Source organism: Pseudomonas sp. AM4(2022) (assembly GCF_036346515.1).
GTDB lineage: Bacteria > Pseudomonadota > Gammaproteobacteria > Pseudomonadales > Pseudomonadaceae > Aquipseudomonas > Aquipseudomonas paracarnis.
This window is the reverse complement of sequence record NZ_JAOTNW010000009.1, coordinates 61,123-74,627: the sequence shown is the minus strand read 5'-3', so window position 1 is coordinate 74,627 and position 13,505 is coordinate 61,123. Positions and strand designations below refer to the sequence as shown.

Annotated in this window: 10 protein-coding genes; all 10 read left to right on the top strand. The window is 63.4% G+C overall.

Features of this window, described 5'->3' with window-relative positions:
* Position 1 precedes the first annotated feature (1 nt).
* The 10 genes from treZ to ODQ19_RS14290 all read left to right on the top strand — a co-directional run bounded on the left by treZ (position 2) and on the right by ODQ19_RS14290 (position 13,330).
* Positions 2-1,747, top strand: coding sequence for a malto-oligosyltrehalose trehalohydrolase (treZ, locus tag ODQ19_RS14335; protein WP_330210400.1), 1,746 nt, complete (start codon positions 2-4; stop codon positions 1,745-1,747).
* Positions 1,744-3,828 (top strand): 4-alpha-glucanotransferase, encoded by a 2,085-nt coding sequence (gene malQ / locus ODQ19_RS14330; RefSeq protein ID WP_330210399.1) that lies wholly within the window; start codon positions 1,744-1,746, stop codon positions 3,826-3,828. Before treZ ends, malQ begins: the two co-directional genes overlap by 4 nt.
* The gene (locus ODQ19_RS14325; RefSeq protein WP_330210398.1) at positions 3,825-6,575 is read left to right on the top strand and encodes a malto-oligosyltrehalose synthase; all 2,751 of its coding nucleotides are present in this window, start codon (positions 3,825-3,827) and stop codon (positions 6,573-6,575) included. The genes malQ and ODQ19_RS14325 overlap by 4 nt, the downstream gene beginning before the upstream one ends.
* A 23-nt stretch (positions 6,576-6,598) precedes the next feature.
* The gene (locus tag ODQ19_RS14320; protein WP_116667410.1) at positions 6,599-6,868 is read left to right on the top strand and encodes a DUF2934 domain-containing protein; all 270 of its coding nucleotides are present in this window, start codon (positions 6,599-6,601) and stop codon (positions 6,866-6,868) included.
* A 121-nt stretch (positions 6,869-6,989) separates the two neighbouring features.
* A complete protein-coding gene (glgX, locus tag ODQ19_RS14315; RefSeq protein ID WP_330210397.1) occupies positions 6,990-9,149 on the top strand; it encodes a glycogen debranching protein GlgX in 2,160 nt (719 codons plus the stop codon).
* A gap of 1 nt (position 9,150) precedes the next feature.
* The gene (locus ODQ19_RS14310) at positions 9,151-10,149 is read left to right on the top strand and encodes an acyl-CoA dehydrogenase family protein (protein ID WP_116667408.1); all 999 of its coding nucleotides are present in this window, start codon (positions 9,151-9,153) and stop codon (positions 10,147-10,149) included.
* Positions 10,146-10,904 (top strand): PIG-L deacetylase family protein, encoded by a 759-nt coding sequence (locus tag ODQ19_RS14305; protein WP_330210396.1) that lies wholly within the window; start codon positions 10,146-10,148, stop codon positions 10,902-10,904. The genes ODQ19_RS14310 and ODQ19_RS14305 overlap by 4 nt, the downstream gene beginning before the upstream one ends.
* Positions 10,901-11,500 (top strand): SAM-dependent methyltransferase, encoded by a 600-nt coding sequence (locus ODQ19_RS14300; protein WP_330210395.1) that lies wholly within the window; start codon positions 10,901-10,903, stop codon positions 11,498-11,500. Before ODQ19_RS14305 ends, ODQ19_RS14300 begins: the two co-directional genes overlap by 4 nt.
* Positions 11,497-12,156 (top strand): glycosyltransferase, encoded by a 660-nt coding sequence (locus tag ODQ19_RS14295; protein ID WP_116667405.1) that lies wholly within the window; start codon positions 11,497-11,499, stop codon positions 12,154-12,156. Before ODQ19_RS14300 ends, ODQ19_RS14295 begins: the two co-directional genes overlap by 4 nt.
* A 412-nt stretch (positions 12,157-12,568) precedes the next feature.
* On the top strand, positions 12,569-13,330 hold the full coding sequence (locus tag ODQ19_RS14290) for a PIG-L deacetylase family protein (protein WP_330210394.1): 762 nt from the start codon (positions 12,569-12,571) through the stop codon (positions 13,328-13,330).
* Positions 13,331-13,505 lie beyond the last annotated feature (175 nt).

Sequence of the window (13,505 nt, the reverse complement as noted above, 5' to 3'; positions counted from 1 at the left end):
GATGCCGTTACGGACTCTGGAAACCTGGCCCCACGGCGCAATCATGCTGGACGCGCACCGCACGCGCTTTGCGTTATGGGCGCCAGACGCATTTTATGTCAGCGTTGAATTGGAACAGGGTAAACCCATCGCCATGCTGCCCCAGGCCGGTGGTTGGTTCGAAGTCGAAGTCGCGTGCCCTGCTGGTACGCTTTACCGCTTTAATATCGATGGCGAAAACACGGTGCCCGACCCCGCTTCCAGGGCCCAGGCGCTGGATGTGCATGGTTGGAGCCGAGTGGTCGCCCCCCTCGCCCACCAATGGCGCCACACCCAGTGGCAAGGCCGCCCCTGGCACACGGCGGTGATCTACGAGCTCCACGTCGGCGCCATGGGCGGCTACGCTGCCGTGGAGAAACACCTGCCACGCCTGGTCGAACTGGGCGTCACCGCGATTGAATTAATGCCTTTGGCGCAATTTCCCGGCGAACGCAATTGGGGCTATGACGGCGTGCTGCCCTATGCGCCCCACGCCACCTACGGCACGCCCGAGCAACTCAAGCAACTGATCGACAGTGCCCACGGCCACGGTTTGGCCGTAATCCTCGATGTGGTCTACAACCACTTCGGCCCCGACGGCAATTACCTGGGCCAGTACGCCCAGGGGTTCTTCCAGGAGGACGTGCACACACCCTGGGGTGCCGGCATTGATTTCGAGCGCCGTGAAGTGCGGGATTTCTTCCTCGATAACGCCATGATGTGGCTGCTCGAATACCGCTTCGACGGCCTGCGCCTGGATGCCGTGCACGCCATCGATAACCCTGGGTTTCTGCAGGAGCTGGCCCAACGGGTACGCCAGCAGGTGGACGGCGGGCGCCACGTGTGGCTGATGCTGGAAAACGAGCTGAACCAGGCCAGCCTGTTGCAGCACGATTTCGACGCCCAATGGAATGATGACTTTCATAACGTGCTGCACGTATTGCTCACCGGTGAAACCGACGCCTACTACAGCGACTTTGCCGAGCAGCCCACCGCCAAGCTGGCGCGCTGCTTGGCCGAGGGGTTCATCTACCAGGGCGAGACGACACGCCATGGCCATGCTCGCGGCGAACCCAGTGCGGAACTGCCCCCCAGCGCCTTCGTCGCGTTCCTGCAGAACCACGACCAGGTCGGCAACCGCGCCCTGGGCGAGCGCCTGCACCAACTGTGTTCGCCCCAGGCCCTGAAAGCCGCGACCGCCCTGCTGTTGCTGTGCCCCATGATCCCGATGCTGTTCATGGGCGACGAAGTAAATGCCGCCGAGCCCTTCCTGTTTTTCACCGACCATCATGGCGAACTGGCCGAGGCCGTGCGTGAGGGGCGGCGCAATGAATTTGCCGACTTCGCGGCGTTTCACGACCCCGAGCAACGCCAGCGCATCCCCGACCCCAATGCGTTGCAAACCTTTTTGCAATCGGTGCCCTCCTTCGTCGAGAACGAACACACTCAGCTCTACCGTCACCTGCTGAGCCTGCGTCACGCGCACCTAGTGCCGCACTTGCCCGGCACTGTGGCGCTCGGCGCGCACGTGCTGGCTGACCATGCCGTCACCGCGTGCTGGCGTCTGGGCAACGGCCGTGTGCTGCAGATCGACCTGAACCTGAGTGAGCAGCCCCTGGACCATCCGGCACCCCACCCGATTATTTTCCAAACGCCTGCCCAGCAAGGTGCGCACTTACCGCCCTTGAGCGCACGCGTTTGCTTATCCCCTGTTGGAGACATTCTTTGAGCGAAGCGAACCTGGAAATTCTCGCCAGCCGCGCGGGCCTGGCCGTCGATTGGATCGATGCCAACGGTCGCCCGCAACATGTGAAACCTGACGCCCTGCGCGCCGTCCTCAAAGGCCTTGGGCACCCGGCCGACAGCGATGCCGAGATCGACGCCAGCCTGCAGCAACTTGAGCAGGCGCAGCAAGACACCCACCTGCCGCCGTTGATGACCACCGACAGTGGCGCGGGCCTGGACCTGGCGCGCTATTTCGCCCCGGATACCCCGTGTCGCGTCAGCCTGGAAGGCGGCGAAACCTTGGAGCTGCGCCTTGACGGCGAAGCCGTGCTGCCCGGCGTAGTCGCCCTGGGCTACCACCAGGTGCATATCGACGGGCAAACCTTCACCCTGGCCGTCGCGCCCAGCCATTGCTACAGCGTGGCCGACGCCGTCGACAGCCAGCCCGCTCGCGCCTGGGGCCTGAGCGCCCAACTCTATGCCTTGCGCCGCCTCGGCGATGGCGGTTTTGGCGACACCCTGGCTCTGGAGCACTTGGTGCGTTCCGCCGCCGAGCGCGGCGCCGACGCTGTGGCAATCAGCCCGATGCACGCGATGTTCAGCGCCGACACCGAGCGTTTCAGCCCTTATTCACCCTCCAGCCGCCTGTTTCTCAACAGCCTGTATGCTTCGCCGGCGTGCATCCTCGGTGAACGTGAGGTGGGCAACGCCATCGAAGCGGCCGGTTTGGCTGACGAGCTGCATGGCTTGGAGCAGCTCACGCTGATCGACTGGCCGGCCGCCGCCAAGGCCAAGCAACGCCTGCTGCGCACACTGTATGAAGACTTCCGCCACGGTGCCCATCCCCAGCATGCCGACTTTCAAAGCTTCCGCCAGGCCGGCGGCGAAGCGCTGGAAAACCACTGCCGCTTCGAAGCCATACAGGCCCAGCGTGCTGCCGCCGGTGAGGACCTGGACTGGCGCCAATGGCCCGAAGCCTGGCGCACGCCGCAGAGCACGGCCCTGGCGCAGTTCGCCGAGGACAACCGCGACGAAATCGGTTATTTCGCCTTCACCCAATGGCTGATCGCCCGCAGCCTTGAGCGCGCACAACAGGCCGCCCGTGGCAGCGGCATGGGCATTGGCCTGATCGCCGACCTGGCGGTGGGTGCCGACGGTGGCGGCAGCCAGGCCTGGAGCCGCCAGGATGAACTGCTGGCCGACCTCACCGTGGGCGCGCCACCGGACATTCTCAACCGCGCAGGCCAAGGCTGGGGCATCTCAGCCTTTTCCCCAGAGGGCCTCAAGCGCAATGGCTTTCGCGCCTTTATCGAAATGCTGCGGGCCAACTTCGCCCATGCCGGCGGCTTGCGCATCGACCATGTGATGGGCCTGCAACGCCTGTGGGTGATCCCCCTGGGTGCGTCACCCCGCGAAGGCGCCTATTTGTACTACCCGGTGGACGATCTGCTGCGTTTGCTCGCCCTGGAATCCCATCGCCACCGGGCCATCGTCCTCGGTGAAGACCTGGGCACCGTGCCTGACGGCCTGCGCGAAAAGCTCAGCGCCCGTTCGATCCTGGGTATGCGTGTGCTGCTGTTCGAACAGAACCATGACGGCCAGTTCAAGCCCATCCTCGATTGGCCCGACAACGCCTTGGCCACCACCAGTACCCACGACTTGCCGACCCTCAATGGCTGGTGGCACAGCCGCGATATCGAATGGAATATCCAGCTGGGCCTGATCGATGCGCCCATCGTGGACCAATGGAGCGAACACCGCCTGCGCGAACGCCAGGCATTGCGCCAAGCCTTGAGCCAGGACCCGCAGAACTTCATCGATGAGATCCGCAACGACACCGACCATATGATCGACGCCAGCGTGCGCTACCTGGGCCACACCCGCGCGCCACTGGTGTTGTTGCCCTTAGAAGATGCATTGGGCATCGAGGAGCAAGCCAACCTACCGGGCACCCTCGACACCCACCCCAATTGGCGCCGACGCTTGCCCGGCGAAGCCGCCAGCCTGCTCGACAATGACAGCGCCGCGCGTCGCCTCGAACTACTGGCCGTGGCGCGCAACCAAGCCTATGAGCGTGACCGATGAACGCACTGCCCCTGCGCGCCACCCAGCGCCTGCAATTTCATAAAGGCTTTACCCTCGATGACGCGGTGCCGCTGGTGCCGTACTTCGCCCAACTGGGCATCAGCCACTTGTATGCCTCACCGCTGTTAAGCGCCCGCGCAGGCTCCATGCACGGCTACGATGTGGTCGACCCGACCCGCGTCAATCAAGAGCTGGGGGGCGAAGCGGCGTTGCGTCGCCTGGTCGCCGCGCTGCGTGAGCACGACATGGGGTTGATCCTCGATATCGTCTCCAACCATATGGCCGTGGGCGGCGCGGATAACCCTTGGTGGCTGGATCTGCTGGAATGGGGCCGCCTGAGTCCCTATAGCGAGTTCTTCGACATCCAGTGGCACTCCCCCGACCCGCTGCTCAAGGGCCAACTGCTAATGCCCTTCCTCGGCAGCGATTACGGCGAAGCCTTGCAAAACGGTACGTTGCCGCTCAAGTTCGATGCCGCCCTGGGGAGTTTCTACATCGAGCATTACGAGCACCGTTTCCCGATTTGCCCCAGAGACTACGGCCTGATTCTGGGCAGCGACGAGTTACTCAAACCGCTGGCCGAACGTTTCGCCTCCCTCGCCTACCAGCACGACGCCTACGCCGAAGCCGCCGCGCTCAAACAAGCCCTGGTCGAACGCTCCAGCGAGCTGCTACCCGCTATAGAACAGCGCCTGGCCGCATTCGACAGTCGCCAGCCCGAGGGCTTCGAGCGCCTGCATCACCTGCTGGAACAACAGACCTACCGCCTGGCCAGTTGGCGCACCGCCGCGGACGACATCAACTGGCGGCGCTTCTTCGACGTCAATGAATTGGGCGGCCTGCGGGTCGAACGCACGGCGGTGTTCGAAGCCACCCATGGCAAGATTTTCGAGCTGATCAGCGCAGGGCTGGTTGACGGGCTGCGCATCGACCATATCGACGGCCTGGCTGACCCGCGTGGCTATTGCCGCAAATTGCGTCGGCGTGTGGACGCGCTGTCACCCGAACGCCACTTGCCGATCTTTGTTGAAAAGATCCTTGGCGAAGGTGAAACCCTGCGTGAAGACTGGCAGGTGGATGGCACCACCGGCTACGAGTTCATGAACCAGTTGTCATTGCTGCAACACCATCCCGAAGGTTGTGCACCGCTGGCCGAGATGTGGACGCGTTACAGCGAACGGCCTTCAGCGTTCAGCGAAGAAGCGCGGCTGGCGCGCCAGCAGATCCTCAATGGTTCGTTGGGCGGCGACTTCGAAAGCGTGGCCCAAGCCCTGCTGCAAGTGGCCCGCGATGACGTGATGACCCGCGACCTGACCTTGGGCGCCATCCGCCGGGCCTTGCAGGAACTGATTGTGCATTTCCCGGTGTACCGCACCTATATCAGCGCCAAGGGCCGCAGTGCGGCCGACGACAAGGTGTTCCAGCACGCCATGGAGGGTGCGCGCAGCACCCTCAACGAAGGCGACTGGCCGGTGCTCGACCACCTGCAACAATGGTTGGGCGGCCAGCCCTGGCGCAATCGCCCGGTGGGCCGCGCGCGCAAGATGCTCAAGCATGCCTGCGTACGCTTTCAGCAACTGACCTCGCCCGCCGCCGCCAAAGCTGTGGAAGACACCGCGTTCTATCGTTCGGCGGTGTTGTTGTCGCGTAACGATGTGGGCTTCAGCACCGAGCAATTCAGTGCGCCGCTGGCAGACTTCCATGCAGCCAATCAACAGCGCCTGAAGACCTTCCCCGATAACCTGCTGGCCACCGCTACCCATGACCACAAACGCGGCGAAGACACCCGTGCGCGCCTGGCGGTGCTCAGCGAGTGCGCCCCCTGGTATGCCGAACAGGTCGAGCATTGGCGCCGCCTGGCCGAGCCCTTGCGCGAGAGCGCCGATAGCCCCTCGGCGGGTGACGAGCTGATCCTCTATCAGGTGCTGCTGGGCAGTTGGCCGCTGGAGCCCAACCCCGATCTGGCGGCGTACCAGCAACGCCTTTGGCAGTGGCAGCAAAAAGCCCTGCGCGAGGCCAAGTTGCAGAGCAGTTGGAACGCCCCCAACGACGCCTACGAACAGGCGGTGGAAGGGTTTCTCAAGCGCCTGCTCCTCAGCGAGGCCGGTGCGCCGCTGCGCAATGCGCTGGACAGCGCTGCGCAGGCCATCGCCCCCGCCGGCGCCCTGAATGGGCTGGCGCAAACCTTGCTTCACCTGACCGTGCCGGGTGTGCCGGATATTTACCAGGGCGATGAGTTCTGGGACTTCAGCCTGGTCGACCCGGACAACCGTCGCCCGGTGGATTTCGCTGCGCGGCACCGTGCATTGCAGGCATCACCGGACATCGGCGAACTGTTGTTCAACTGGCGTGACGGGCGTATCAAACAGGCAGTGATCGCCCAGGTGCTGCGCCTGCGCAAAGCCTGCCCCGAGCTGCTGCGCCATGGCAGCTATACACCCTTGGAAGTGGTGGGCCAGCACGCTGAGCGCGTGGTTGCGTTTTACCGTGAACATCAAGGCAAGCAATTGCTGGTCGTGGTGCCGCGCTGGTCTTATCCGTTGCTTGAAAACGGGATGTTTCCCCAGATCAATGCGCAGGTTTGGGGCGATACGCGGGTGAAATTACCGTTCGCCGCCCCTGCACAAAACTGGAAGGGACTTTTTCAAACGGGCGTAGTCACACCCAACAAGGAGCTGTTGATCAGCGCTGCCCTGGGGGATCTCCCGGTCAATGTCTTTATCAATCCTGATAATCAAGAAAGCTGAAAATTTTCTGTGAGGAGTTTGTGATGAGTAAAGAAGACAAACGCATTCGCGAATTGGCGCATCAGATCTGGGAGTCTGAAGGCAAGCCCGATGGCGCCCATGATCGCCACTGGGAGATGGCGCGCAAGCTGGCGGAAGCCGAGGCGCTAACGCCGAGCAAGCCCAAACCGGCCGCCAAGCCGAAAACCCCGCCCAAGGCTGCAGCCAAACCCAAACCTGCTGCGCCGGCCACCGCCAAGCCTGCGGCAAAGAAACCCGCCGCCCCGAAGAAACCCAAACCGCCCGCCCCATGATTTCTCGGGCCTGCAGCACGCATTGCGCGCTGCAGGCCCTTTTCCGTCCATGCCATGCGCTGAAGCACCGTCAGTACGGCGGCGTTCGGCCCGAAAAAAGACCCTTTGCAGGAGCAACTCGATGAGCAAACCCGACAACACCACAGCGACGCCGGTTCATGAGCCGTCGCGGATCCGTGAAGGTTTGCCCTTCCCCCTCGGCGCCACCTGGGATGGCCTGGGTGTGAACTTTGCGCTGTTTTCCGCCAACGCCACCAAGGTGGAGCTGTGCCTGTTCGACGACACCGGCGAGGTCGAACTGGAGCGCATCGAACTGCCCGAATACACCGATGAGACCTTTCACGGCTACCTGCCCGACGCACACCCCGGACTGATTTATGGTTACCGCGTATACGGTGCCTATGACCCGGCCAACGGTCATCGCTTCAACCACAACAAACTGCTGATCGACCCCTACGCCAAGCAACTGGTGGGCGAACTCAAATGGTCCGAAGCACTGTTTGGCTACACCATCGGCCACCCGGACGACGACCTCAGTTTCGATGAACGCGACAGTGCGCCCTTCGTGCCCAAGTGCAAGGTTATCGACCCGGCGCACACCTGGGGCAACGACCAACCGGTACGGGTGCCGTGGGACCGCACCATCATCTACGAAACCCACCTGCGCGGCATCAGCATGCGCCATCCTTCGGTGGGTGAGTCAGTGCGGGGTACCTGCGCAGGCTTGATGGAAGATGACGTGCTCAAGCATATCCGTCAGTTGGGCATTTCCTCGGTCGAGTTGCTGCCCGTGCACGCCTTCGTCAACGACCAGCATCTGCTGGAAAAAGGCATGACCAACTACTGGGGCTACAACAGCATCGCGTTCTTCGCCCCTGACCCGCGCTACCTGGCCAGCGGCAAGATTGCCGAATTCAAGGAGATGGTCGCGCACCTGCACGAGCAAAAGCTGGAAGTGATTCTGGACGTGGTCTACAACCACACCGCCGAAGGCAACGAGCGCGGCCCGACCCTGTCGATGCGCGGCATCGACAACGCCTCCTACTACCGGCTGATGCCCGACGACAAGCGCTTCTACATCAACGATTCCGGCACCGGCAATACCCTGGATCTGAGCCACCCGTGCGTGCTGCAAATGGTCACCGACTCCCTGCGCTACTGGGCCACCGAGATGCACGTGGACGGCTTCCGCTTCGACCTGGCGACCATCCTCGGGCGCTACCGCGACGGCTTCGATGAGCGCCACAGTTTCCTCGTGGCTTGCCGCCAGGACCCGGTGCTGCGCCAGTTGAAACTCATCGCCGAACCCTGGGACTGCGGCCCTGGTGGCTACCAGGTGGGCAACTTTCCACCAGGCTGGGTGGAATGGAACGACCGCTTCCGCGACACCGTGCGTGCGTTCTGGAAAGGCGACGACGGCCAACTCGCCGATTTCGCCGGGCGCATGACCGCCTCCGGCGAGATGTTCAACCACCGCGGGCGCAGGCCGTACAGCTCGGTGAACTTCATCACCGCCCACGACGGCTTCACCCTGCACGACCTGGTGTCGTACAACGACAAACACAACGAGGCCAACGACGAGAACAACCAGGATGGCAGCAACAACAACCTGTCCTGGAACCACGGCGTCGAAGGCCCCACCGACGACCCGGAGATCAACGCGCTGCGCCTGCGCCAGATGCGCAACTTCTTTGCCACCCTATTGCTGGCCCAGGGCACGCCAATGATCGTCGCCGGGGACGAGTTCGCTCGCACTCAGCACGGCAACAACAACGCCTATTGCCAGGACAGCGAGATCGGCTGGGTCAACTGGGACCTGGACGATGACGGCAAGGCCTTGCTCAAGTTCGTCAAACGCTTGATCAAGCTGCGCCTGGCGTACCCGATCCTGCGGCGCGGGCGTTTCCTGGTGGGCGACTACAACGAAGACATTGGCGTGAAGGACGTCACCTGGCTCGCGCCGGATGGCAACGAAATGACCACCGAGCAATGGGAAGACAGCCAGGGCCGCTGCCTGGGCATGTTGATGGATGGCCGCGCCCAGGAAACCGGGATTCGCCGTGCCGGGGCCGATGCCACGCTGCTGCTGGTGGTCAACGCCCATCACGACCTGGTCAATTTCCGCCTGCCGCCCGTGCCGGAGGGTGAGTTCTGGACCTGCCTGCTCGACACCAACGACCCGGCGGTGCGTGGCCAGGAACGCTTTGATTTCGAGCATGAGTACGCGGTCACCGGCCGCTCGCTGCTGCTGTTTGAACTGCAGCACGAAGGCGAGGTGTGAAATGGCGTTGCACGGTTTCCTTCAGGGCTACCGGGGCTATGCCGACACGCAAGCCCTGGGTAATGCGCTGAGGGCCCTTCAAGAAGAAGGCCTTGATCAACTGCCGTTGCCGGGCAGCGGCGAGACCCTGGCCCGCCTGAGCCAATTGGCCCAGGTGGCCGGGCATGACCTGCGCCTGTGCAAGTTGTTCGAAGGCCATACCGATGCGCTGGCGATCATTGCCGAACTCGACAGCCCCCTGCCGCCGCTGGGCAGCACCTGGGGCATGTGGGCCGCCGAGCCGCCGACTGCCAAGGTGCGCGTGCGTCGCGACGGCCAGCGGCTGCTCGTCGAGGGGCGCAAGGCCTGGTGTTCCGGTGCGGCAGTGGTCAGCCATGGTTTGCTGACGGCTTGGGACGAAGAGGACCGCCAGCAATTGGTGGCCGTGGCGATGGATCAACCGGGCATTACCGTGACGGATGAGGGTTGGAAGGCGGTGGGCATGGCGGCGACCGGTAGTGTCGACATCCTGTTCAGCGCCGCCAGGGGAATTGCCGTGGGTGGCCCGGGCGACTATCTGTCTCGCCCGGGCTTCTGGCACGGTGGGGTCGGCATCGCCGCGTGCTGGTACGGCGCCGCGCAACGCCTGGGCGAAGTGCTGCGCGCCCAGTGTGCCAAGCGTGCGGAGCCCCATGCGCTGGCCCACCTCGGCGCGGTCGACAGCGCCCTGAACAGCGCTGCCTGCGTGTTACGCGCCAGCGCCGCGCAGATCGACCGCGAGCCTCGCGCTGATGCGCGGCAACTGGCGCAACGGACGCGCGCCTGTATCGAGGACACGGTCGAGCAAGTGATCCAGCATGTAGGCCGTGCCGTCGGCGCCGGGCCGTACTGCAAGGACCCGCACTTTGCCCAGTTGATGGCCGATTTACCGGTGTATGTGCGGCAAAGTCATGCCGAACGCGACTTGGCCGCCCTCGGTGAGCAAGTCGCGGGCGAGCCCACAGGGAGATGGGCGCTATGAGGCCCAATCCGATTGTTGGCCAGGGCACGCCGTTGAGCCACTGGCAAAACAGCGCACGATTGGCCGAGTTGCCGCTCATCAGTGTGGCGCAGTTGGTGCCGCCGGGGCATCGAGCGGTGATCGTCGCCCCTCACCCGGATGACGAGGTGCTGGGCAGTGGCGGCCTGCTGCAAGGGTTGGCTGCGCTGGATCGCCCTATCCAGCTGATCTCCGTCACCGATGGCAGCGCCAGCCACCCTGGCTCGCGGCGCTGGCCGGTGGAGCGCCTGAGTGTGGTACGCCCGCAGGAGTCGGCGCAGGCCTTGCACCGCCTTGGCTTGCCGCTGCACAGCTTGAAATGGCTGCGCGGCGGGTTTGCCGACAGCCACGTAGCCGAGCGCGAAACCCAGCTCTGCGAATTTATCCAGCGCCATCTCAAACCCAACGACGTGGTGTTCGCGACGTGGTGCGAGGATGGCCATTGCGACCATGAAGCCGTGGGCCGCGCCAGCGCCAAGGCAGCCGAGGCCGTCGGCGCAGTGTTGTGTGAACTACCGGTGTGGACCTGGCACTGGGCCACTGCCGAAGACCACAAGGTGCCCTGGCATCGGGCGCGCAAGATCCCGCTGACCGCCGAGCAAGTGGCGCGCAAACGCCATGCGATCCACGCCTTCGCCAGCCAGTTGGAGGGCGACCCGCAAATCGGCCTGCCTCCGGTGCTGGCGCCCTATGTGGTGGAGCGCTTGCTGCAACCTTTTGAGATGGTGTTCGTATGAGTGTGGCAACCCCCTACTTCGACCAGTTGTTTGCTGGCAATGACGACCCTTGGGCTTTTCGTCAGCGCTGGTACGAACAACGCAAGCGCGCCCTGACCTTGGCTATGCTGACGCGGCCGCACTATGCGTCGATATTCGAGCCGGGTTGTGCCAATGGCGAACTGAGTGCCGAGCTGGCGCCGCGTTGTGAACGCCTGCTGTGTTGCGACACCGCCGGCGCTGCGGTGCGGCTGGCACAGGCGCGGCTGGAGCGTTTTATTCATGCGCGCGTGGAGCAGCGTCGCCTGCCGGAACAATGGCCCAGCGGGCAGTTCGAACTGATCGTATTGAGTGAGCTTTGTTACTACCTTGATGTAGATGATTTTAATCGCCTGATCGATTGCGCCCTTGGCGCCTTGAGCGCTGATGGGCAACTTCTGGCCTGCCATTGGCGGGCGCCCATTGATGGTTGCCCGCAAACCGCCGAACAGGTTCACGCCGTGCTCCAACAGCGTCTGGGTGTAGCGCCGTTGGTGCAATACCAAGACGCGGATTTCCTGCTCGACCTGTGGAGCCTCGACGGCACCTCGGTCGCTCGCCACGAGGGTTTACGATGATCGGTATTCTGATCCCGGCACATAACGAAGAAGCCTTGTTGGATGATTGCCTGAGGGCTGCGCGGATCGCCGCCGACCACCCGGGCTTGCTGGGTGAAGCGGTACAGATTCTGGTAGTACTCGACAGTTGCAGCGATGCCAGCGCGGCGATTGCCCAGGCCCATCAGGTGCATTGCCTGCACGTGCAGGCCCGCAATGTTGGCCACGCCCGTGGCGTGGGTGCCCGGTACTTGCTGGAGCATGGCGCGCGGTGGATTTCCTGTACCGACGCCGACAGTCGCGTCGCCCCTGACTGGCTGGTGGCCCAACTGGCTCAAGGTTGCGACGCGGTGTGCGGCACAGTCACCGTGGACGCCTGGAGCGAAGACTTCGACCCGGCCGCGCAGATACGCTATCAGCAGGCCTACCAGGCCCGCGACGGGCATCGGCATATCCACGGTGCCAACCTGGGCGTGAGTGCCCGCGCCTATGTAGAGGCCGGTGGGTTTGAACCGCTGGAATGCCACGAGGATGTACAACTGGTGCGTGAATTGGAGCGTTGCGGTGCCTCCATTGCCTGGAGCCATGCACCACAAGTGGTGACCAGTGCGCGGCTGGATTGCCGGGCTGAGGGTGGGTTTGGTGATTACTTGAAGAGCTTGATGCGGGCTGGGTAAAACAGCTGACTGATCCAAGATCCCCGTTGGCTGGGGCGCCGTCATCGCAGGCAAGCCATAATGCCAGTCAGTTAAGCGTACATCGCCCTCTGTAGGAGCGAGCTTGCCTCGCGAAAAACCGCAACGATAACGCGTGCTTTCTGAATGAACGCGGCGCCTATGAGTTTTTCGCGAGCAAGCTCGCTCCTACAAAAGCCTTAACTGACTGGCTTGCCTGCGATGACGTCAGCCCAGCAAACATCTGATCAAAGTTGTGCAGACACCCATGCCTGTCTATGCTCCTAACGCCTCGCACAGCATCCCAATAGTGGTATGCCACGCACTCACCTCAGCGGAGCCTGCGGTGAAAACAAGAGCGTCGTCCCGTCAACGGAGCACGACCCGGTATCAACCGACAAGGATGTGACACCCCATGAAGCCTGCCTCCTTAAGCGAAGGCCGTCGCGGCCCCGTGCAAATCTGGAACACTGCGCCGCAGTTGGCGCAAATCCCCATCATCTCCCCGAACACCCTGGTAGCGCCCGGCGCTCGCGTCGTGGTGATCGCACCGCACCCGGGCGATGAAGTGCTGGCGTGTGGCGGTTTGCTGCAACTGTTCAGCACTCACGAGCATCCGCTGCAATTGATCTCCATCACCGACGGCAGCGCCAGCCATCCCGGCTCGCAAGTATGGCCGGCCAGTCGCTTGAGCGTGGTGCGCCCCCAGGAAAGCGCCGAGGCCCTACGCCGATTAGGCATGCCCTTGCACAGCCTGAAATGGATTCGTGGCGGGTTTTGTGATGACGCCCTGGCCGCCCGTGAACAGCCCATGAGCCAATTCATCGCGCGCTACCTGCAACCCGGCGACGTGGTGTTTACCACCTGGCGCAACGACGGCAATGACGACCACGACGCCGTCGGCCGCGCGAGTGCCAAGGCATGCAGCCTGGTAGGGGCGCAACTGTATGAACTGCCGATCTGGGCCTGGCATTGGCCGGCCCGGGAAAGCGCGGTAATGCCCTGGCAGCGTGCGCGTAAGGTCCGCCTGGACACCTGGACCGTCGCGCGCAAGCTGCACGCCGCCCATGCCTACGCCAGCCAGTTGGTGGGCGACCCGCAAATAGGCTTACCGCCGATGCTCGCGCAGATATTGCTGGAGCGCATGCGCGAGCCCTACGAAATCCTGTTCACCTGAACACCCCCCTACCCCACCCTGTAGGAGCGAGCTTGCTCGCGAAAAAATCAAGAACGGCGCGTTTAACCAGACAGCCCGCATTAACCTGATGTTTTTCGCGAGCAAGCTCGCTCCTGCAGAGTTCGGGCTTTTCCCGACAGATTCAATCTGCCAGACTGATGCGAATAATTATCAA

Excerpts from the sequence above, each read along its gene's own strand:
- ODQ19_RS14310 (WP_116667408.1), top strand. The coding sequence starts at position 9,151 with ATGGCGTTGCACGGTTTCCTTCAGGGCTACCGGGGCTATGCCGACACG.
- ODQ19_RS14320 (WP_116667410.1), top strand. The coding sequence starts at position 6,599 with ATGAGTAAAGAAGACAAACGCATTCGCGAATTGGCGCATCAGATCTGG.
- ODQ19_RS14290 (WP_330210394.1), top strand. The coding sequence starts at position 12,569 with ATGAAGCCTGCCTCCTTAAGCGAAGGCCGTCGCGGCCCCGTGCAAATC.
- treZ (WP_330210400.1), top strand. The coding sequence starts at position 2 with ATGCCGTTACGGACTCTGGAAACCTGGCCCCACGGCGCAATCATGCTG.
- ODQ19_RS14295 (WP_116667405.1), top strand. The coding sequence starts at position 11,497 with ATGATCGGTATTCTGATCCCGGCACATAACGAAGAAGCCTTGTTGGAT.
- ODQ19_RS14300 (WP_330210395.1), top strand. The coding sequence starts at position 10,901 with ATGAGTGTGGCAACCCCCTACTTCGACCAGTTGTTTGCTGGCAATGAC.
- ODQ19_RS14325 (WP_330210398.1), top strand. The coding sequence starts at position 3,825 with ATGAACGCACTGCCCCTGCGCGCCACCCAGCGCCTGCAATTTCATAAA.
- ODQ19_RS14305 (WP_330210396.1), top strand. The coding sequence starts at position 10,146 with ATGAGGCCCAATCCGATTGTTGGCCAGGGCACGCCGTTGAGCCACTGG.
- glgX (WP_330210397.1), top strand. The coding sequence starts at position 6,990 with ATGAGCAAACCCGACAACACCACAGCGACGCCGGTTCATGAGCCGTCG.